Source organism: Nocardia uniformis NBRC 13702 (assembly GCF_001613345.1).
Classification (GTDB): domain Bacteria; phylum Actinomycetota; class Actinomycetes; order Mycobacteriales; family Mycobacteriaceae; genus Nocardia; species Nocardia uniformis.
The window spans coordinates 29774-48612 of record NZ_BDCE01000075.1 but is presented as its reverse complement, the minus strand read 5'-3'; the positions used below and the strand labels follow the sequence as shown (position 1 = coordinate 48612).

The following is an 18839-nucleotide window of genomic DNA, read 5'->3' as shown; positions in this document are numbered from 1 at the left end:
GGAGCGCCCATGGCGGTTTCGCTGCACAGCACCGGAAAAGCATCGTTCGACCACATCTACGACCGACCCGATCCGCGCGAGTACTACGCGCGAATGGCCGAATTGGATTACTGCATACCGGAACTGGCGAAACCGCATTTCGCGAAATTCATCGACGAATATCGGGACGCGACCGGGATCGCCGCGCCCACCGTGCTCGACCTCGGCTGCTCCTACGGTGTGAACGCGGCACTGCTGCGCCACGACCTCACCATGGCGGAACTGACGCGCCACTACCTCGGTGATGCCGAAAGTGCCTGCGACACAAGCACGGAAACCATCGAGCAACTTATTGCGCGCGATCGGGCCGCGCTCGCCACCGACGAACTTCCCGGTGTCGGATTCCTCGGAATGGACGCGTCTCGCCCCGCGCTCGAATACGCCCATTCCGCCGGAATCCTGCACGACATCGTGCACGCCGATCTGGAATCCGGCGACCCCACCGAATCCCAGCGCAGCGTTCTCGCCACCGCCGATCTGGTCATCTCCACCGGCTGCGTCGGCTACATCACCGACCGCACCCTGCTCCGGGTCGCCCGCGCACATGGCGGAAAGCTTCCCTGGATGGCACATTTCGTGCTACGCATGTTCTCCTTCGACCCCATTGCCGTGCGACTCGGCGAACTCGGCTACCACACCGAACGCGCGCCCGGCGCGTATCGGCAACGGCGCTTCGCCTCCGCGGACGAACGCGACCGCGTACTGAATACCCTGGCGGCCGAGGACATCGACACCGTCGGATACGAATCCGACGGTTGGCTCTACGCACAGCTCTACCTATCCCGCCCGCAGCTATCCACCGACCACGAGGAACTCCCTTGAGCGAACCGACCTTCGCCCACGACGACCAGCTGCCCCGGGTTCCGCTGCCCACCCTGGAGGACAGCTGCACTCGGTTCCTGCACTGGTGCGCGCCGCTGCTCACCAGTGACGACTACGCCGCCACCGCGGCCGCCGTGGAACTCATGCTGCGCCCGGACAGCCCGGCCCGAACCCTGCACGCCGATCTGCAGCGCTTCGATAGTGAACCGGATGTGGATAGCTGGCTGGATGAATTCTGGCCGTCGCGGTATCTGGGTCGCCGCGATCGCATCGCCCTGAACGCCAACTTCTTCTTCCTGTTCCGCGACGACACCGTCCTCGCCGAATCCACCGCCGCCGATCAGGCCGACCGCGCCGCCGCGCTGGTGACCGCCGCCGTGAACTACAAGCTGCTCCTCGACGCCGAGGAGATTCCCGCGGTCACCTCGCGTGGGCAGCGACTGAATATGGCGCAGAACAAGTTCCTGTTCTCCGAGACCCGGATTCCCGGCGATCCGCAGGACAGCGTGCGGGTGCCCTACAGCGCGGACTGGCCGGGGCCGTCGCGGGCACGGCATATCGTGGTCTGCTACCGCGGCAATATGTTTCGCATGGACGTCATCGGCCCCGCCGGGACGCCCTACACGCCCGGCGATATCGCCGACGGTCTGCGCGCCATCAAGAAGGCGGGTGCGCGCCGGGTTCCGGTCAACGCCTCCGCCGGGCACCTCACCACCATGGCCCGCGCCGATTGGGCCGCCATCCGCACCACGCTGCGTGCCGCTCCGGTGAACGCGACCGCGCTCGACACCATAGAAACGGCGCTGTTCTTCATCTGCCTGGAGGATTTCGCACCCCGCGACGCCCTGCACGCCTGCGATCAACTGCTGCACGGCGACAGCGGCAATCGCTGGTTCGACAAGGCCGTGTCGTTCATCGTCTTCGCCGACGGCCAGGCCGGAATCAATGTCGAACACTGCGGATTGGATGGGACCACCATCCTGTCCTTCGTCGACGCGCTGCTGGAGAACCCGGTCGGCGACCACGCCAGCCGCTCCGGGGCGCAACCGCAGGGCATGCCCGGTATCGAGCCCGTCGTCTTCGCGCTCGACACCGACCACAAGCGCGAGGTCGCCACCGCCGCCGCGTCCTTCGCGCAGTACGCCGCCGACACCGCCACCGCCACCGTGTCCTTCGACACCTTCGGCACCACCCGCGCCAAACAGCTCGGCATCTCACCGGACGCCTTCGCCCAGCTCAGCTACCAGCTCGCCCATCAGCGCAGCAAGGGCATGATCGGGGCCACCTACGAATCCATCGCCACCCGGCACTTCCGCAACGGCCGCACCGAGGCCATGCGCGTGGTGACCCCGGAAATCCTGGATTTCATTGCCGCTATGGAGGATCCGGCTGTCGACGCGGACGGGCGCAGACAGGCGCTGCGGGCGGCCGCCGACGCGCATGTCGCCCGCGCCAAGGAATGCCAGCGCGGCGAAGCCCCCGAACAGCATCTGTGGGAGCTGCAACTCATCCAGCGCCGCCGCGGCGAACAGCTGGGAGCCACCGAACCCATGCCCTTCTACGACAGTCCCGGCTGGCGCATCAGCCGCGACGACTACCTGAGCACCAGCTCCGCACCGTCGGTGAATATCCGATACTTCGGCTTCGGCTCCACCAGCCCGAAGTGCATCGGCATCGCCTACGTCATGCTCCCCGACCGCTGGAACCTCTACCTCGCCACCCCGAAATCCGTTGCGGCGCAAATGCACACTTTCGCGGACAACTTGCAGGCGGCAGTGGACGAACTCGCGGAGCTGTTGGCATCGCGGGCGTGAGCGACGCCTTCCCGGTGGCGCGCCAGACGGGGCGCGCCACCAACTTCGTGGGTGAGGTGCATCGTGCGCCCGTCCGTCATCGGGCCTGCTCTCGCCCTGGTCATCCCGGTGTGCTCCCTGGACTCCGGTCACGCCGCCCCGCCCCTGAAGCTTCCGTCATCCCGGCATGCTTTTGGCCGGGATCCACGTCTGTGGGGTGTGGATTCCGGCCAAAAACACGCCGGAATGACGGAGGGAGCCGACCGAATCGCGATCGCGATCCCAGTCAGCGTGAGTGACGGTCAACGAATCTTCGCCGTGCGCCGCAGGGCCGGGGGCGGGACGGCTCGGCGGTCTGCGAGAATATCTCTTCGTGAAATCTTTCGAAGCCCTGTTCGCCGAGCTGCAGGATCGTGCTGTCAACCGTCCCGAGGGGTCGGGCACCGTCGCCGCCTTGGACGCTGGCGTGCATGCGCAGGGCAAGAAGGTGCTCGAAGAGGCCGGTGAAGTGTGGCTGGCCGCCGAGCACGAGAGCGATGAAAGTCTCGCGGAGGAGATTTCTCAGCTCCTGTACTGGGTGCAGGTGCTGATGGTGGGCCGCGGACTGCGGCTCGAGGACGTTTACCGACATCTGTGACGCGCCGAATCGCCGTACACGCCGTACGGCCCAATCCCACGCGTCCACCGTCCTCACGTCCCCCCACCACCCGTCCGGAAAGGACACCCTATGCTTCGCGTCGCCGTCCCCAATAAGGGCGCACTTTCCGAATCCGCCATCGATATTCTCGCCGAGGCCGGATACCGCAAGCGCACCGAATCCAAGGAACTGAGTGTCCTCGACCCCGCCAATCAGGTCGAGTTCTACTTCCTGCGCCCCAAGGACATTGCCATCTACGTGGGCTCGGGCGAGCTCGACCTCGGCATCACCGGACGCGACCTGGCCCTGGATTCCGGTGCGCCCGTACAGGAACGGCTCTCCCTCGGGATGGGCCGCTCCACCTTCCGCTACGCTGCCCCCGCGGGCCGCGATTGGAAGGTCGAGGACCTCTACGACAAGCGCATCGCCACGTCCTACCCGAACCTGGTGCTGAAGGACCTCGCGGCCCGCGGTATCGAGGCCGAGGTCATTCGCCTCGACGGTGCGGTCGAGATCTCCATTCAGCTCGGTGTCGCCGACGCCATCGCCGATGTGGTCGGCTCCGGCCGCACCCTGCGCCAGCACGGCCTGGTCGCCTTCGGTGACACCCTGTGCGATTCCGAGGCCGTGCTCATCGAGGCCAAGGGCGCCGACCAGCGCGATAAGGCCCGCAATCAGATCGTCGCCCGAATCCAGGGCGTGGTCTTCGCCCAGCAGTACCTGATGCTGGACTACGACTGCCCCAGGACGCTGCTCGACGCCGCGGTGAAGATCACCCCGGGCCTGGAGTCGCCGACCGTCTCCCCGCTGACCGATCCCGATTGGGTGGCCGTGCGCGCACTGGTACCGCGCAAGAACGGCAACGACCTGATGGATCGGCTCGCGGACCTCGGAGCCAAGGCCATTCTCGCCACCGATATCCGCTCCTGCCGCGCTTTCTGAGACTTCGACGCGCAACACGCGCCCGCCGTGGATATCCACGGCGGGCGCGTGTTGCTAGCGTTCGAGCAGCGTCATCCTGCTTCATCCGTGTCCTGGTCGATAAGTTCTCACGACACCTCGGAGGCTCGATGTTCATTCTGCGGAAGTTCGCCGCGGCAATCCTTTTCGGCGCCATCGCCGTATTGGTCGCGACAATCCCGAATTCGGCGGTCGCCACCGCGGACGAACTGCTCCCGTGCGGCGACCACGATCGCGGCCAGACCGTTATGTGGGACTACGGCAGCTACCTCGAGTGCACCGATGGCAAGTGGTTCGTCCGGGCGTGCGCACCCGGCACGACGATTCGGGAGGACGCCTCAGGCAACGCCTTCTGTAGCTGAGCCCGCCGCGGCTGATTCCGTGGGATGCGGATACGGCGGCGGGGTGCCGTCGAATTCCGGGCACAGCGGCTTGTAGTCGCAGTACTGGCACATCCAGCCGCGTTTGGGCGGGAAGTCGCCGGTGCGGGTGGCCGCGTCGATGGCGGCCCAGAGCGCGGAGAGAATGCGTTCGAAGCGGCGTAGCTCGTCGGCGTCGGGTTCGTAGGTGAGGATTTCGGCGTCGGCGAGGTAGATCAGTCGCAGTTGCGCGGGTACGACGCCGCGGGTGTGCAGCATGACCAGGGCGTAGAACTTCAGTTGGAACAGCGCTCGCGCCTCGTACGCGGGGGCGGGGGAGCGGCCGGTCTTGTAGTCGACGATATGCAGGGTGTCGTTCGGCGCCCTATCGATGCGATCGACAATGCCGCGCAGCGGGGAACCGTCGTCGAGTTCGGTTTCGACGAAGATCTCGATGGATTCGGGATCGACCCGCGTCGGATCCTCGAGCGTGAAGTACACGCGCACCAACTCGCGCACCTCGTCCAGCAGGGCGGCCAGGCCGCCGCCGGTGACGAGGTCCGCGATCTCGGGCCGCTCCGCCCGCAGCCGCTCCCAGGCCGGTTCGATCAAAGCGTCCGCACGGGCGGGTTGCCGCTCGGTCGCGGGCAGCCCGAACAGGCCCTCCAGCACCGCGTGCACCAGAGTTCCGCGCACTGCCATTCGAGAGGGTGGTTCCGGTATCCGGTCGATTGCCCGCAACCGGTATTTGAGCGGACACTGTTTGAAATCCGCTGCCCGCGAAGGTGACAGCGCGAGCTGCCGCCCAACGAAGGGTTCGACGGGCGCGGGTATACCGCCCGCCGAATCCGGGGCCGTGGATGCGGGCACTGACATACCTGGCAGGCTAAACCCAGGCACCGACAGAGTGCAGTGGAAGATCGCCGCAGCGATCGCGCAGCAAAACTCGGCAGGAACGGTCAGGCCCGGAGGCGGCAGCCTGCGTAACCACGTAGGGCCCCCGGTCCTGCCGAATAGACAGCTCGGCAGGAACGGTCAGGCCCGGAGGCGGCAGCCTGCGTAACCACGTAGGGCCCCGGTCCTGCCGAATAGACAGCACTGAGAACAGGAGATTCATGACGGCCAGACGGACCGGCCCCTTCCAGAGTGGTGACCGGGTGCAGCTGACCGATGCCAAGGGCCGCCAGCACACGGTGATCCTGGAAGAAGGCAAGGAATTCCATACCCACAAGGGGCAGATCGCCCACAACGACCTGATCGGGGCCGACGAGGGCAGCGTGGTGAACTCCGCCAACGGCACCCCCTACCTGGCGCTGCGACCGCTGCTCACCGACTACGTGCTGTCCATGCCGCGCGGTGCGGCGGTCATCTACCCCAAGGACGCCGCACAGATCGTGCACGAGGGCGATATCTTCCCCGGTGCGAAGGTGCTCGAGGCCGGTGCCGGATCGGGTGCGCTCACCTGTTCGCTGCTGCGCGCGGTCGGCCCCGAGGGCAGGGTCATCTCCTACGAGATCCGCGACGACCATGCCGAGCACGCGGTGAAGAATGTCGAGAAATTCTTCGGCGAACGCCCCGCCAACTGGGAACTCACCATCGCCGACCTGGCCGAGTACTCCGGTGAGCAGGTCGACCGGGTCATTCTCGACATGCTCAAGCCGTGGGATGTCCTCGATACCGTCTCCAAGACGCTGGTCCCCGGTGGTGTCCTCCTCGTCTACGTGGCCACCACCACCCAGCTGTCCGAGGTCGTCGAGGAGCTGCGCCGCCAGGGCTGCTGGACCGAACCGCGCGCCTGGGAGTCGATCGTCCGCCCGTGGCATGTGGTCGGCCTCGCCGTCCGCCCCGAACACCGTATGCAGGGCCACACCGCCTTCCTGGTGAGCGCCCGCCGTCTCGCCGACGGCGCGGTCGCCCCCAAACCGCAGCGCAAACCCTCCAAGGGCTGACGCTCCGCGCGAACCGGGGTAGCGCGCGAACTGTCGGCTCGGAACGGGACTGCACGGGACGGCACGGGACGGGCCGACCACTTCGGCGAAGCCCCGTCATTCCGGCGTGCTTTTGGCCGGAATCCACTGCACCCTCGGGATGAACGGTGGATCCCGGCCAAAAGCACGCCGGGATGACAGGGCGGACGGCCGGGACGACGGCGCGAACGGCCGGGACGACGGGGCGGGCGGGACGACCTGCGGGCGGTTGGGGACGACCGGGCGGCGGCACGGGCAGGGGACCGCCGAGCGTTCGGCGGCCGAGGCCGAGCGTTCCGCCACGAGCCGAAAACGGTTTGTTTGCGTTCGGATTCGCGAGTAGACGTTGCCGGATGCGTATCGGAATCGTGGGATTGCTGCGCGGTCTGCATATGGCCGAGTGGGCGCGCCGCATCGGTATCGAGGTGGCAGCGGTCTGTGATCATGATTCGGCCCGGCTGGCCGCCGCGCACACGGAGTTTCCGGCCGCCCGGGTCACCGCGATCTGGACCGAATTGCTGGACGCGAATCTCGACGGTGTGGTGCTGGCCAATGACTTCGACGCGCACGCCCCGCTGGCCATCGTGTTCCTGGGGCGCGGCATCCACGTCCTCTCCGAGACCGCCGCCTGCGTCACCGAAGCGGAAGGCCGCCGACTCATCGACGCGGCCGAACAATCCACGGCCACCTATTCCTTCGCGGAGAATTACGTCTTCCACCCGCATGTACGGCTGCTGCGGCAGGCGATCGCCGCGGGCGAACTCGGCCGCATCGATCTGGTCGAAGCCGACTACCTGCACAGTCTCTCGCCGCAGGACACCGCCGAACTGATCGGCGACCCGGCGCACTGGCGCGGCCACGTCGCACCGACCGCGTACTGCACGCACACCGTCTCACCGGGTGCTGGCGCTGTCCGAGGCGTGGCCCGTCGAGGTCACGGCATTTCCGGTCGGTCCGGGCGAATCACGGCCCGCCGCAATGGTGCTCACCATCCGGCTCTCCAACGGCGCACTCGCGCTGACCCGGCACGGCTTTCTCGCCGGTGAGGCCGACAGCCACTGGAGTTGGGTCTCGGTGCGCGGCGCCCACGGCGTGGCCGAATCCCTTCGTGCGCCAGGCGAACGCGCCTGGTCGGTGCGGATTCGGCGGGAGGGCTGGGCGCGGCCGGACGGGCAGACCCGCGAGACCCGCCGCACCCCGCCGCGCTACCTGGTGAACGGCGAGCCGATCGACCGGATGGCCGAGGGCACGGTCGCGATACTGGAAGGTTTCCGCGCCACTGCGGAGCGCGGGGCGCCCCCGCTCGTCCCGGTCCGCGCGGCCGTCGCCGCATCGCTGGTGGGTGTCGCGGGCGCGCGATCGCTCGCGAAGGGTTCGCAACCGGTACCCGTGCCGGATGTGGCCGGTCGATGAGCCCGCCCGACGTGCTTGCGCCCTCGTCTCGACAGTCGGAAAGTGGGCGGACGTACGCGGGTATGCGCTTGCGGTACCGCGGATTACGGCTGGCAGGCGGCGCGCGCCATACCGAGGATGGTGCAGGCGGCCTTATCGGAGATCTTCCACGCGCCATCGGTGTACTGCCAGTTCATCGGCACATCCGGCATGGTGCCGTGCGGGCTGGTGACCGCCACCTTTGCGTCGGCCTCGGCGCCGTTCTGCTGGACATCGCTGACGGCGAAGGTGACCTGGTAATTGGCCAGGCCCTGGTTCATCTGCTCGATGAGCGCCACGCGCTTGTCGCCGTCGACCACGAGTTCCGCCTTGTCCGCGGCGGGTGTGGCCGGATCGGCGAACTCGGTCAGCGTGGCCTGCAGGGCCGCCGCGGTGGGTGCCGGTGCGTCGGTCGCGGTAGCGGTGGTGGTGTTCGCGGCGATACTGCTGGTAGAGGTCGCGGCCCCGGAATCCTTGTCATCGGAGCCGCACCCCGCGAGGGTGGCGGTAACGGCGAGCGCAGCCGCGACGGTAGCCACGGAAACACGAAGGACCCTTGAAGCGTTGCCCTCGGTACGGGTACGACTGCTAGGAAGGAGCATCGATAGCACCCTTTCGACTTGGTCGGTGAAAGTTAACTCGCCGGAAACAGGTTAGGGCAGGCTAACATGGTTGTCCGCCCTAACGACCGCAGCCTAGATGTGATCACGACGAAACCGAGTCGGAAAGCGAGAACGGTTCTTGCCCGGTAGCGTTGATAGACCGGGACTGGGAGGAGCAGCATCATGAGCCCCAATGAACATTCGGATTCGGCCGCCTGGAGGGAACTCGAGGTAGTACGCGCCGAGGCCGCTGCACTCCGGAGGCAACTGGCCGACACACCGGATCGCGCACGGGAATTGGAATCTCGCGTCGATTCGCTGACTATTCGCAATACCAAGCTGATGGACACCTTGAAGGAGGCACGTCAGCAGCTTGTCGCCCTCCGCGAGGAAGTAGATCGCCTCGGCCAGCCGCCGAGCGGCTACGGCGTGCTCATCGGTGCGTATGACGATCAGACGGTCGACGTATTCACCTCCGGTCGCAAGATGCGCCTGACGTGTTCACCGAATATCGATACCAATGAACTCACCTACGGTCAGACCGTGCGACTCAATGAGGCGCTGACCGTCGTGGAGGCGGGGGTTTTCGAGGCCATCGGTGAAATCGGCACGCTGCGCGAGATTCTCGACGACGGCCGCCGCGCGCTCGTGGTCGGTCACGCCGACGAGGAGCGGGTGGTCTGGCTGGCGGGGCCGCTGGCCAAGCTGGTCGATGTCGACGACTTCGAGGATCCGGATCGGCCGATTCGCAAACTGCGCCCGGGTGATTCGCTGCTGGTGGACACCAAGGCGGGCTTCGCGTTCGAGCGGATTCCCAAGGCCGAGGTCGAAGACCTCGTCCTCGAGGAAGTGCCGGATGTCGATTACCACGACATCGGCGGCCTGACGCGGCAGATCGAGCAGATTCGCGACGCGGTGGAATTGCCCTTCCTGCACAAGGATCTGTTCCGCGAGTACGCGCTGCGACCCCCGAAGGGTGTGCTGCTCTACGGTCCTCCCGGTTGCGGTAAGACCCTCATCGCCAAGGCCGTCGCCAATTCGCTCGCCAAGAAGATCGCCGAGGCACGGGGTGAGGACGCCAAGGAAGCCAAGTCCTTCTTCCTGAATATCAAGGGCCCGGAGCTGCTCAACAAGTTCGTCGGTGAGACCGAGCGCCACATTCGGATCATCTTCCAGCGGGCTCGTGAGAAGGCCTCCGAGGGCACCCCGGTGATCGTGTTCTTCGATGAGATGGACTCGATCTTCCGCACCCGCGGTTCGGGTGTCTCCTCCGATGTGGAGACCACGGTCGTGCCGCAGCTGCTGTCGGAGATCGACGGTGTCGAGGGCCTCGAGAATGTCATCGTGATCGGTGCTTCCAATCGCGAGGACATGATCGATCCGGCCATTCTGCGACCCGGACGCCTCGATGTGAAAATCAAGATCGAGCGCCCGGATGCCGAAGCGGCGCAGGACATCTTCTCGAAGTACCTCACCGAGACGCTGCCGCTGAACTCCGACGATCTCGGCGAGTTCCCCGGCGATCGCAACAAGTGCGTGCAGTCCATGATCGAGCATGTCGTGGATCGGATGTACGCCGAGAGCGAGGACAACCGCTTCCTGGAGGTCACCTACGCCAATGGCGACAAGGAGGTCCTGTACTTCAAGGACTTCAACTCCGGCGCCATGATCCAGAACATTGTGGACCGGGCCAAGAAGTACGCCATCAAGTCGGTGCTCGACACCGGCACCCCGGGTCTGCGCCTGCAGCATCTCTACGATTCGATCGTGGACGAGTTCTCCGAGAACGAGGACCTGCCCAACACCACGAATCCCGATGACTGGGCTCGGATCTCGGGCAAGAAGGGCGAGCGGATCGTCTACATTCGGACGCTCGTGACCGGGAAGAACGCCTCGGCCAGCCGGGCGATAGATACCGAGTCGAATACGGGTCAGTACCTGTAATCGGCAATCGCCTCGGGCCGCGCTTCCCTTGGGAGCGCGGCCCTTTCGTCTGTCGTCGGCGCTACTGCGCGGTGGTGGAATCGAGTTCGGCCAAGATCTCGCGCAACGTTTCACGGCGCTCGGGGGAGAGGTTTTCGAACAGATCGCGTGCGGCCTTGCGGCGGGCGTCGGACATGCGGGTGAGCAGCGCCGCGCCGGAGTCGGTGAGGGTCACCAGGACGGCGCGGCGATTGACCGGGTCGGTGCCGCGGGTGACCCAGTCCGCCGATTCCAGGGCGTCGATGACGGTGGTGGCCGAGCGGGGCACGATGCCGAGGCGTTCGGCGAGGGCGGACATGCGCAGCGGTTCGCCGGCGCGGCCGAGGATGCGCAGGGCGCGAGCCTGCGCGGGGGTCAGGCCAAGGGGTGCGAGGTCGGCCAATTGACCGTGGCGGATGCGTTTGGCGGTGCGCAGGAACAGCTCGGGCAGATCGGTCTCGGTTGCCTCCGTCATATTTCTGAGCATAGATCATTGTTTTGAGGAACAATAATGAGTCAAGCTCAGTTATTGCTCAGAGGTTAGTGCCCGAAGGTTCTTGTTGGAAGGGAGGCGCCTATGGCTGCCCGATCCGAACTTCACCGGATCATCCGGCTGTTTCGCCCCTATCGCTCCCGGCTCGCGCTGGTGGCCGCGCTGGTCGGCCTGTCCTCGCTCGTCGGTGTGGCCTCGCCGTTCATGGTGCGCGCCGTTATCGACGACGCGCTGCCGCACGGCCGCACCGGACTGCTGACGCTGCTCGCCCTCGGTATGGTCGCGGTCGCGGTGCTCACCTCGGTATTCGGGGTGTGGCAGACCTATCTGTCCACCACGGTCGGACAGCACGTCATGCACGACCTGCGCACCGCGGTCTACGCGCGCCTGCAATCGATGCCACTGGCGTTCTTCACCACCACCCGCACCGGGGAGGTGCAGTCGCGCATCGCCAATGACATCGGCGGTATGCAGTCCACGGTCACCTCGACGGCGACCTCGCTGATCGCCAATGTCACCTCGGTACTGGCCGCGGTGATCGCCATGTTCGCGCTGGACTGGCGCCTGACCCTGGTGTCGCTGACCATGCTGCCGTTCTTCGTGTGGATCAGCCGTCGGGTCGGATCCGAGCGCCGCCGGATCACCGGCGAACGGCAGCGGCAAATGGCCGGTATGGCGGCGATCGTCGAGGAATCGCTCTCGGTCAGCGGAATTCTCCTGGGGCGCACCATGGGTCGCTCCCCGGCGCTGGTCGATAATTTCGCGCGGGAATCGCGCGAACTGGTGGATCTCGAGATTCGGTCCGGAATGGCGGGTCGCTGGCGGCAGTCGACCATCACCATCGTGATGGCGGCCATGCCCGCGGTGGTCTACTGGGCCGCCGGACTGACCTCCGCCGCCGGGACCCCGCTGGTATCCATCGGCACACTGGTGGCATTCACCACCTTGCAGGCCGGGCTGCTGCGGCCGGCCGTCATGCTGCTGTCCACGGGGGTGGAGGTGCAGAGTTCGCTGGCGTTGTTCACGCGGATCTTCGAATACCTGGACTTGCGACCGGATATCGTCGAACCGGCGAAACCAGCGGTATTGCCCCCCACCGGGGTGACCGGTGCGGTGCGGTTCGAGCGGGTGGGTTTCGCCTACGACGCCGACCGAAATGTGCTCGACGATATCGATATCAGCGTTCCGGCCGGAACCAGCCTGGCGATAGTCGGCGAAACCGGTTCCGGGAAGACCACTCTCGGTTATCTCGTGGCCCGGCTCTACGACGTGACCTCGGGACGGGTGACCATCGACGGCATCGATGTGCGGAATCTGAGTTTCGCGGATCTGGCCGCGACCGTCGGGGTGGTCTCCCAGGAGACGTACCTGCTGCACGCCTCGGTGGCCGACAACCTACGGTTCGCGAAACCCGACGCCACCGACGCGGAATTGCACGCGGCCGCCCGCGCCGCGCAGATCCACGACCACATCGCCGACCTCCCCGATGGCTACGACACTCTCGTCGGTGAGCGTGGCTACCGGTTCTCCGGTGGTGAGAAGCAGCGCCTGGCGGTGGCCCGGGCGATCCTGCGCAATCCGCCCATCATGGTGCTCGACGAGGCGACCAGCGCTCTCGATACCCGCACCGAACGCGAGGTGCAGGCCGCGATCGATGCCCTCGCCGCCGGGCGCACCACCATCACCATCGCGCACCGGCTGTCCACCATCCGCGACGCCGATCAGATCGTGGTACTCGATCGTGGCCGGGTCGTGGAGCGCGGAACGCATCCGGAGCTGTTGGCGCGCAATGGTTTCTACGCCGAACTGCTGGCCCGCGATGAAGTGCTGGCCGTGAGCTGATCCGGACACGGCAGGTTATGGCCTGATCGACAGCTGGTGGAACAACGCGCCGGTACCAGGCGGGCGATATCGCCCCTCAGGCCCGGCGAACTCGCCGGTAGGTGGGTGACGCCGTGGCAGCACTCGCGAGATGTGCCGCCACCTCGGCGATATCGCCATCGCGCAGGGCGGCGGTGGTGAGCCGGAGGTGATCGGTACGTGGATGCTCGGTCACCTCGAACGGCCCGCCGGGGGCAGCCTTGATGCCGGAGGCCGCCAGCGCGATCATGGCGGCGTTCTCGTCCGATACCGGGAGCCAGAGATTGATACCGTCACCGCGGGCGATGTGCAGGCCGTGGCGGGCCAGTGCCCTACGCAGGGTGTCGGCGCGGGTCCGGTAGGTGGTGCGGGCCGTGGCCACGGTCGTGCGGGCGGTGTCGTCGGTGAGCATCTGCAGCAGGACGCGCTGCAGGAGCCGACTGGACCAACCCGGGCCGAGCATGCGACGTTCCACGACCGGGTCGAGGTAGGCGGCGGGACCACCCGCGATGGCCAGCCGCAGGTCCGCGCCATGGGATTTCGAGTATGACCGAATGTGGACGGTGCGGCCGGGCAGGCGGCCGCCGAGGGAGCGCAGTGGCGAATGTGCGATGCCGTCGGAGTGGTCGTCTTCGATGATCAGCAGTGGGTGGTCGGCGAGTACGTCGGTCAGCTCTCGGACACGGCGGGCGGATAGTGATGCGCCGGTGGGGTTCTGGGCGCGCGGCTGGAGCAGTAATGCGGTGGGGGAGTAGCGGGCGAGGGCGTCGGCGAGTTCGCCCGGGAGTGGGCCGTGATCGTCCATGCCGATCGGGATGGGTCGCGCGCCCATGCGGGAGAGCAGGTCGAGAAAGGGTGGGAAGCACGGGTTCTCCACCGCGACGGCATCACCGAGCCGCACATGTGCGGCCAGGAGTCGGTCCACGGCATCGAGAGCGCCATCGAGGACCGTGAAACGTTCGGCGCGCAGCGGCCAGGTGGTGCGCACGGTCGCCTCCAGTTCGGGCAGCATGGCCTCGCCCAGGTAGGTGGCCGACAGATCGTCGATCGCGTCGTCGCCGCCGAGTACGCGCAGCGCCGAGGTCAGATCGGGCAGCAGGGCGGGGTCGGGGGTGCCGCGGGAGAGATCGATACGGAAAGCGCTGTCGGATTGGGAATGCAGCCGTTGATAGCGTCCGGCGGGGTGCGGTGCGGGGACGGTCGTCGCGACGAAGGTGCCCGCGCGACCCCGGGACACGATCGCGCCCGCCGAGGCCAGGGCGCGCCAGGCCTGATTGACGGTGGCGGGGGAGACCTTCAGCTCGCGGGCCAGATCGCGCACGGTGGGCAGACGCTCACCGGGTGGCAGTGTGCCGCACCGGATTCGGCGACCGACCTCGGCGGCGATACCGGCCGCGGTGCGGTCGAGCAGACCGGCTGCGATGGCATCGGCGCGATTGCTGTCGAGACCCGCCTCGAGCTCGCTCGACGCGACGCCGCGCGGGGGCGCGTCGGGAGTACGTAGTTCAGCGGTCACAGGTTCATTCTGCGCGGCGGGGCCGGGCGCGCCGCGGACGCCCCCGAGTTTTTACGGTCGCGAAATTGTTTCCGGTGGTTTGTAACACAAATGACGTGTCCAGGGTGCAGTATCACAAAGCATGGCAATCGTGAGAGCGGCGCTGGTTCAGACGAACTGGACCGGCGACAAGGAGTCCATGATCAAAGCGCACGAGGACTATGCGCGGCAGGCCGCCGCGCAGGGGGCTCGGGTGATCTGTTTCCAGGAGTTGTTCTATGGTCCGTACTTCTGTCAGGTCCAGGACGCGAAGTTCTATGAGTACGCGGAGTCGGTACCCGGTCCTACGGTGGACCGATTCGCCGCGCTGGCACAGGAATTGGGCATCGTCATGGTGCTGCCGGTCTACGAGCAGGAGCAATCGGGCCTGCTCTACAACACGGCGGCGGTGGTCGACGCCGACGGCAGCTACCTCGGTAAGTACCGCAAGCACCACATTCCGCAGGTGAACGGGTTCTGGGAGAAGTTCTACTTCCGGCCCGGCAATCTGGGATGGCCGGTATTCGATACCGCGGTCGGTCGGATCGGTGTCTATATCTGCTACGACCGGCACTTCCCGGAGGGCTGGCGGGCGCTCGGCCTGGCGGGCGCGGAGATCGTCTTCAACCCGTCGGCCACCTCGCGCGGCCTGTCGAGCTATCTGTGGAAGCTGGAGCAGCCCGCCTCCGCGGTCGCCAATGAGTATTACATCGGGGCGATCAACCGGGTCGGCGTCGAATCCGAGTACGGCGACGACGACTTCTACGGCACCAGCTACTTCGTCGATCCCGAAGGCAAGTTCGTCGGGGAGGTGGCCTCCGATACCGATCCGGAATTGGTGATCCGCGACCTCGATATGGATCTGATCAAGGTGGTGCGCGATCGCTGGGCCTTCTACCGCGACCGCCGCCCAGAGGCCTACGGACCGTTGGTGCAGCCATGACCCGCATATTCATTCAGGGCGGAACAGTGGTGTCCGCCACCGGATCCCAGCTACTCGACGTCCTGGTCGACGACGAGACCATCGTCGCCGTGCTGCAACCCGGATCCACCGCGCTCGGCGACCCGGCCGCCGCGGCGACGGTTATCGACGCCACCGGCAAATACGTGATTCCCGGTGGCGTGGACGCGCATACGCATATGCAGCTGCCGTTCGGCGGCACCGAGGCATCCGATACCTTCGAAACCGGAACCCGCGCGGCGGCGTGGGGCGGTACCACCACCATTGTCGACTTCGCCGTCCAGAAGCCGGGGGAGCGGGTACAGGACACTCTCGCGCTATGGCACGGCAAGGCGGCCGGGCAGTGCGCCATCGACTACGGATTCCACCAGATCATCGGCGATGTGAACGCCGAATCCCTCGCGGGCATGGCGGAATTGGTATCGGAGGGTGTCACCAGTTTCAAACTGTTCATGGCCTATCCGGGGGTCTTCTACTCCGATGACGGGCAGATCCTACGGGCCATGCAGCAGGCCGGGGACCTGGGCGCGCTATTGATGATGCACGCCGAAAACGGCATAGCCATCGATGTTCTCGTGGAACAGGCCCTGCAACGCGGCGATACCGCCCCGTACTTCCACGGCACCTCACGACCCTGGGAGCTCGAGGAGGAGGCCACCCACCGCGCCATCATGCTGGCGCAGGTGACCGGCGCACCGCTGTATGTGGTGCACGTATCGGCCAAGCAGGCCCTGGAGCAGATCGCCACCGCACGCGGTAGGGGCCAGAACGTATTCGGCGAGACCTGCCCCCAGTACCTCTACCTGTCGCTCGAAGAGCAGTTGGGCGCACCGGGTTTCGAGGGTGCGAAATGGGTGTGCTCGACACCGCTGCGCGCCCGGGAACAGGGCCACCAGGATGAGCTGTGGCGCTATATCCGCACCGGTGATGTCACCAGTGTGGCCACCGACCACTGCCCGTTCTGTCTGAAGGATCAGAAGGAGCTCGGGCTCGGCGACTTCTCCAAGATCCCCAATGGCATCGGCGGTGTCGAACACCGGATGGATCTCATGTTCCAGGGCGTCAAGGACGGCCGGATCTCCCTGGAGCGCTGGGTGGATGTCTGCTGTACCACCCCCGCCCGCATGTTCGGCATGTATCCGCGCAAGGGTGTGATCAGTCCGGGTGCGGATGCCGACATCGTGGTCTACGACCCCAACGGGCACACCAGTATCGGTGTCGGCAAAACCCATCACATGAATATGGATTACTCGGCCTACGAGGGCTTCGAGATCGACGGCCGGGTCGACACGGTCATCTCGCGCGGCCGGGTGATCGTCGACAACGGTGCGTATCTGGGACGCGCCGGCCACGGCCGGTTCGTGAAACGCGCGCTCTCGCAGAACCTCATCTGAACCCGGAACGGAGTGTGCCCTATGGACATCGGTGTGGTCCTGCAATGTACGCCGCCCTCGTCGCGGGTGGTGGAACTGGCCAGAATCGCGGAGACGCACGGGTTCTCGCACGTGTGGACGTTCGACTCGCATCTGCTGTGGCAGGAGCCGTACGTCATCTACAGCCAAATCCTCGCCACCACCCGCAAAGTCGTCGTCGGGCCGATGGTCACCAATCCCTGCACCCGGGACTGGACGGTCACCGCCTCGACCTTCGCGACACTGAACGAGATGTTCGGCAATCGCACGGTCTGCGGGATCGGACGCGGTGATTCGGCGGTGCGGACCCTCGGCGGCACACCTGCCACCGTGGCGACCCTGCGCGAATCCATCGATGTCATTCGGGAATTGGGTAATGGTCGCAGCGCGCGGGTGGGTGAGACCACGGTGCGATTTCCGTGGGCGCACGCCTCCCGCCTGCCGGTGTGGGTGGCCGGATACGGGCCGCGCGCCCTCGACCTGGCCGGGGAGGTGGCCGATGGATTCATCCTCCAGCTGGCCGATCCGGATATCACGGCCTGGACCATTCAACGGGTGCGGGCCGCCGCCGAACGCGCCGGACGCGATCCGAAGGAGGTGACCATCTGTGTGGCCGCACCCGCCTACATCACCGACGGCTCGGTGGCCGGGCGCGAGCACGCTCGGGAACAATGCCGCTGGTTCGGCGGCATGGTGGGCAATCACGTCGCCGATATCGTCTCGCGGTACGGAGCCGACGGCGAGATACCCACGGCGCTCACCGAATACATCGCCGGACGTCAGGGCTACGACTACAACCAGCACGGACAGGCCGGGAACACCCATGCCGACTTCGTACCGGATGCGATCGTCGACCGGTTCTGCGTCATCGGCACCCCCGCCGAACATCTCGCGCGATTGCGTGAGCTGGAGGCGCTGGGGGTCGACCAGTTCGCCGTCTACCTCCAGCACGACGCCAAGACGGCGACCCTCGAGGCCTACGGCGAATCCGTGCTACCGCAGTTGGCACATCCGACAACCGCGACGGTGAGATCGACATGACAGCGGTTCCGGACGGCGGCGTCGTCGAGGCGGCCGCCCCCAGTGTGGTGCGCGCACGGTACCGGCCTCGGATCGGATCGCGCACCGCCACAGTGCTCTACCCGCTCGCCGCCTTCGGTCTGGTGGCGCTCGTCTGGGAGCTGGTGAAGGCGTTCGTACCGGAGAATGGCGTGAGCATCGGCGAACAACGCGTACTGCCACGCACCACCGACGGTGCGCTGCCACATATCTGGTCGATAGTCACCGTTCTGGGCGATAAGGACGGCACGGGCACCGTGGGCTCGACCCTGTTGCGCACCACGGGATTCACCCTCGGGCTGGCCCTGCTCGCCCTACTCCTCGGCACCGTTGTCGGGGTGGGACTGGCCGTTCTCATGCAACGGTTCCGCTGGCTCGAACGCGGCCTGCTGCCGTATATCGTCGTCTCGCAAACCATCCCGCTCATCGCCCTGGCCCCGCTGGTCGCCGGATGGGGCGGGAAGATCGTTATTGCCGGGCAGCCGTGGCGGCCCTGGATGAGCATTGTCGTCATCGCCTCCTACCTGGTGTTCTTCCCGGTGGCCGTCGGTATGCTGCGCGGCCTGCAGGCACCGTCGAAGGCTTCGGTGGAGCTGTTGCACAGCTTCGCGGCCGGATGGTGGGCGACACTGCTGCGGCTGCGTCTGCCCGCCGCGGTCCCGCATCTGCTACCCGCACTGCGGTTGGCCGCCGCCGCGGCGGTGATCGGCGCCGTGGTCGCCGAGATCTCCACCGGCACCGCGGGCGGGATAGGTCGCCAGATCATCGTGTTCTCACAGCAATCCACCGGTGACGCCGCCCGCCTGTACGCGGCCGTATTCGCCGCGGCGCTACTCGGCGTCGTCATCACCGGATTGGTCGCTCTCGTGGAAGTGGCGCTGCGCCGCTACAGCCGCCCGCCGGGCGGCCGCTCGTCAGGAGGTACCCATTGACCGCCCACCTATCCGG

Annotated in this window: 18 protein-coding genes; 14 read left to right on the top strand and 4 right to left on the bottom strand. The window is 66.5% G+C overall.

Features of this window, described 5'->3' with window-relative positions; genetic code table 11:
- Positions 1-9 precede the first annotated feature (9 nt).
- The 5 genes from NU1_RS28555 (at position 10) to NU1_RS28535 (ending at position 4613) form a co-directional block, all read left to right on the top strand.
- Entirely contained in the window at positions 10-861 is an 852-nt protein-coding gene (locus tag NU1_RS28555) for a class I SAM-dependent methyltransferase (protein ID WP_067526250.1), read from the top strand.
- Positions 858-2675 (top strand): choline/carnitine O-acyltransferase, encoded by a 1818-nt coding sequence (locus tag NU1_RS28550; protein ID WP_067526249.1) that lies wholly within the window; start codon positions 858-860, stop codon positions 2673-2675. Before NU1_RS28555 ends, NU1_RS28550 begins: the two co-directional genes overlap by 4 nt.
- A 352-nt stretch (positions 2676-3027) precedes the next feature.
- On the top strand, positions 3028-3291 hold the full coding sequence (locus NU1_RS28545; RefSeq protein WP_029923562.1) for a phosphoribosyl-ATP diphosphatase: 264 nt from the start codon (positions 3028-3030) through the stop codon (positions 3289-3291).
- Between the two features lie 90 nt (positions 3292-3381).
- The gene (hisG, locus tag NU1_RS28540; protein WP_067526247.1) at positions 3382-4233 is read left to right on the top strand and encodes an ATP phosphoribosyltransferase; all 852 of its coding nucleotides are present in this window, start codon (positions 3382-3384) and stop codon (positions 4231-4233) included.
- A gap of 128 nt (positions 4234-4361) precedes the next feature.
- Positions 4362-4613 (top strand): hypothetical protein, encoded by a 252-nt coding sequence (locus NU1_RS28535; protein ID WP_067526245.1) that lies wholly within the window; start codon positions 4362-4364, stop codon positions 4611-4613.
- On the opposite strand, the gene NU1_RS28530 is transcribed toward NU1_RS28535, so the two are convergent.
- Positions 4590-5486, bottom strand: a complete 897-nt coding sequence (locus NU1_RS28530) for a RecB family exonuclease (RefSeq protein ID WP_067526241.1) — start codon at positions 5484-5486, stop codon at positions 4590-4592. The genes NU1_RS28535 and NU1_RS28530 overlap by 24 nt on opposite strands.
- A gap of 239 nt (positions 5487-5725) precedes the next feature.
- Between NU1_RS28530 and NU1_RS28525 the strand changes: the two genes are divergently transcribed.
- The 3 genes from NU1_RS28525 (at position 5726) to NU1_RS42840 (ending at position 7990) form a co-directional block, all read left to right on the top strand.
- Entirely contained in the window at positions 5726-6559 is an 834-nt protein-coding gene (locus NU1_RS28525; RefSeq protein WP_067526238.1) for a tRNA (adenine-N1)-methyltransferase, read from the top strand.
- Between the two features lie 371 nt (positions 6560-6930).
- Positions 6931-7623, top strand: coding sequence for a Gfo/Idh/MocA family protein (locus tag NU1_RS28520; protein WP_212761217.1), 693 nt, complete (start codon positions 6931-6933; stop codon positions 7621-7623).
- Positions 7556-7990, top strand: a complete 435-nt coding sequence (locus NU1_RS42840; protein ID WP_212761216.1) for a hypothetical protein — start codon at positions 7556-7558, stop codon at positions 7988-7990. Before NU1_RS28520 ends, NU1_RS42840 begins: the two co-directional genes overlap by 68 nt.
- A gap of 83 nt (positions 7991-8073) precedes the next feature.
- Here NU1_RS42840 and NU1_RS28515 read toward each other — a convergent pair whose 3' ends face one another.
- Positions 8074-8547, bottom strand: a complete 474-nt coding sequence (locus NU1_RS28515) for a WKL family lipoprotein (RefSeq protein WP_067526235.1) — start codon at positions 8545-8547, stop codon at positions 8074-8076.
- Positions 8548-8793: 246 nt separating this feature from the next.
- Here NU1_RS28515 and arc point away from each other — a divergent pair, with 246 nt between their 5' ends.
- Complete coding sequence (gene arc / locus NU1_RS28510) at positions 8794-10554, top strand: proteasome ATPase (protein ID WP_067526233.1); 1761 nt, start codon at positions 8794-8796, stop codon at positions 10552-10554.
- Positions 10555-10615: 61 nt separating this feature from the next.
- Here the strand turns inward: arc and NU1_RS28505 are convergent, their stop codons facing one another.
- Complete coding sequence (locus NU1_RS28505; RefSeq protein ID WP_245720362.1) at positions 10616-11047, bottom strand: MarR family winged helix-turn-helix transcriptional regulator; 432 nt, start codon at positions 11045-11047, stop codon at positions 10616-10618.
- 102 nt (positions 11048-11149) lie between these two features.
- On the opposite strand from NU1_RS28505, the gene NU1_RS28500 reads away from it, so the two are divergent.
- Complete coding sequence (locus NU1_RS28500; RefSeq protein ID WP_067526229.1) at positions 11150-12907, top strand: ABC transporter ATP-binding protein; 1758 nt, start codon at positions 11150-11152, stop codon at positions 12905-12907.
- Between the two features lie 76 nt (positions 12908-12983).
- On the opposite strand, the gene NU1_RS28495 is transcribed toward NU1_RS28500, so the two are convergent.
- Positions 12984-14441, bottom strand: coding sequence for an aminotransferase-like domain-containing protein (locus NU1_RS28495; protein ID WP_245720361.1), 1458 nt, complete (start codon positions 14439-14441; stop codon positions 12984-12986).
- A 121-nt stretch (positions 14442-14562) separates the two neighbouring features.
- On the opposite strand from NU1_RS28495, the gene NU1_RS28490 reads away from it, so the two are divergent.
- The 4 genes from NU1_RS28490 to NU1_RS28475 are packed head-to-tail and all read left to right on the top strand — an operon-like array spanning position 14563 to position 18823.
- Complete coding sequence (locus NU1_RS28490) at positions 14563-15402, top strand: nitrilase-related carbon-nitrogen hydrolase (RefSeq protein WP_067526227.1); 840 nt, start codon at positions 14563-14565, stop codon at positions 15400-15402.
- Positions 15399-16814, top strand: coding sequence for a dihydropyrimidinase (gene hydA / locus NU1_RS28485; protein ID WP_067526226.1), 1416 nt, complete (start codon positions 15399-15401; stop codon positions 16812-16814). Before NU1_RS28490 ends, hydA begins: the two co-directional genes overlap by 4 nt.
- A gap of 21 nt (positions 16815-16835) precedes the next feature.
- Complete coding sequence (locus NU1_RS28480) at positions 16836-17873, top strand: TIGR03842 family LLM class F420-dependent oxidoreductase (RefSeq protein ID WP_067526225.1); 1038 nt, start codon at positions 16836-16838, stop codon at positions 17871-17873.
- The gene (locus tag NU1_RS28475; protein WP_067526224.1) at positions 17870-18823 is read left to right on the top strand and encodes an ABC transporter permease; all 954 of its coding nucleotides are present in this window, start codon (positions 17870-17872) and stop codon (positions 18821-18823) included. The genes NU1_RS28480 and NU1_RS28475 overlap by 4 nt, the downstream gene beginning before the upstream one ends.
- The last annotated feature ends 16 nt before the right edge of the window (positions 18824-18839 follow it).

Bases quoted from the DNA above. Each gene is read 5' to 3' on its own strand.
- NU1_RS28555 (WP_067526250.1), top strand. From the start codon at position 10: ATGGCGGTTTCGCTGCACAGCACCGGAAAAGCATCGTTCGACCACATC.
- hisG (WP_067526247.1), top strand. From the start codon at position 3,382: ATGCTTCGCGTCGCCGTCCCCAATAAGGGCGCACTTTCCGAATCCGCC.
- NU1_RS28535 (WP_067526245.1), top strand. From the start codon at position 4,362: ATGTTCATTCTGCGGAAGTTCGCCGCGGCAATCCTTTTCGGCGCCATC.
- NU1_RS28530 (WP_067526241.1), bottom strand. From the start codon at position 5,486: ATGTCAGTGCCCGCATCCACGGCCCCGGATTCGGCGGGCGGTATACCC.
- NU1_RS28525 (WP_067526238.1), top strand. From the start codon at position 5,726: ATGACGGCCAGACGGACCGGCCCCTTCCAGAGTGGTGACCGGGTGCAG.
- NU1_RS28520 (WP_212761217.1), top strand. From the start codon at position 6,931: ATGCGTATCGGAATCGTGGGATTGCTGCGCGGTCTGCATATGGCCGAG.
- NU1_RS42840 (WP_212761216.1), top strand. From the start codon at position 7,556: ATGGTGCTCACCATCCGGCTCTCCAACGGCGCACTCGCGCTGACCCGG.
- arc (WP_067526233.1), top strand. From the start codon at position 8,794: ATGAGCCCCAATGAACATTCGGATTCGGCCGCCTGGAGGGAACTCGAG.
- NU1_RS28505 (WP_245720362.1), bottom strand. From the start codon at position 11,047: ATGACGGAGGCAACCGAGACCGATCTGCCCGAGCTGTTCCTGCGCACC.
- NU1_RS28500 (WP_067526229.1), top strand. From the start codon at position 11,150: ATGGCTGCCCGATCCGAACTTCACCGGATCATCCGGCTGTTTCGCCCC.
- NU1_RS28490 (WP_067526227.1), top strand. From the start codon at position 14,563: ATGGCAATCGTGAGAGCGGCGCTGGTTCAGACGAACTGGACCGGCGAC.
- hydA (WP_067526226.1), top strand. From the start codon at position 15,399: ATGACCCGCATATTCATTCAGGGCGGAACAGTGGTGTCCGCCACCGGA.
- NU1_RS28480 (WP_067526225.1), top strand. From the start codon at position 16,836: ATGGACATCGGTGTGGTCCTGCAATGTACGCCGCCCTCGTCGCGGGTG.
- NU1_RS28475 (WP_067526224.1), top strand. From the start codon at position 17,870: ATGACAGCGGTTCCGGACGGCGGCGTCGTCGAGGCGGCCGCCCCCAGT.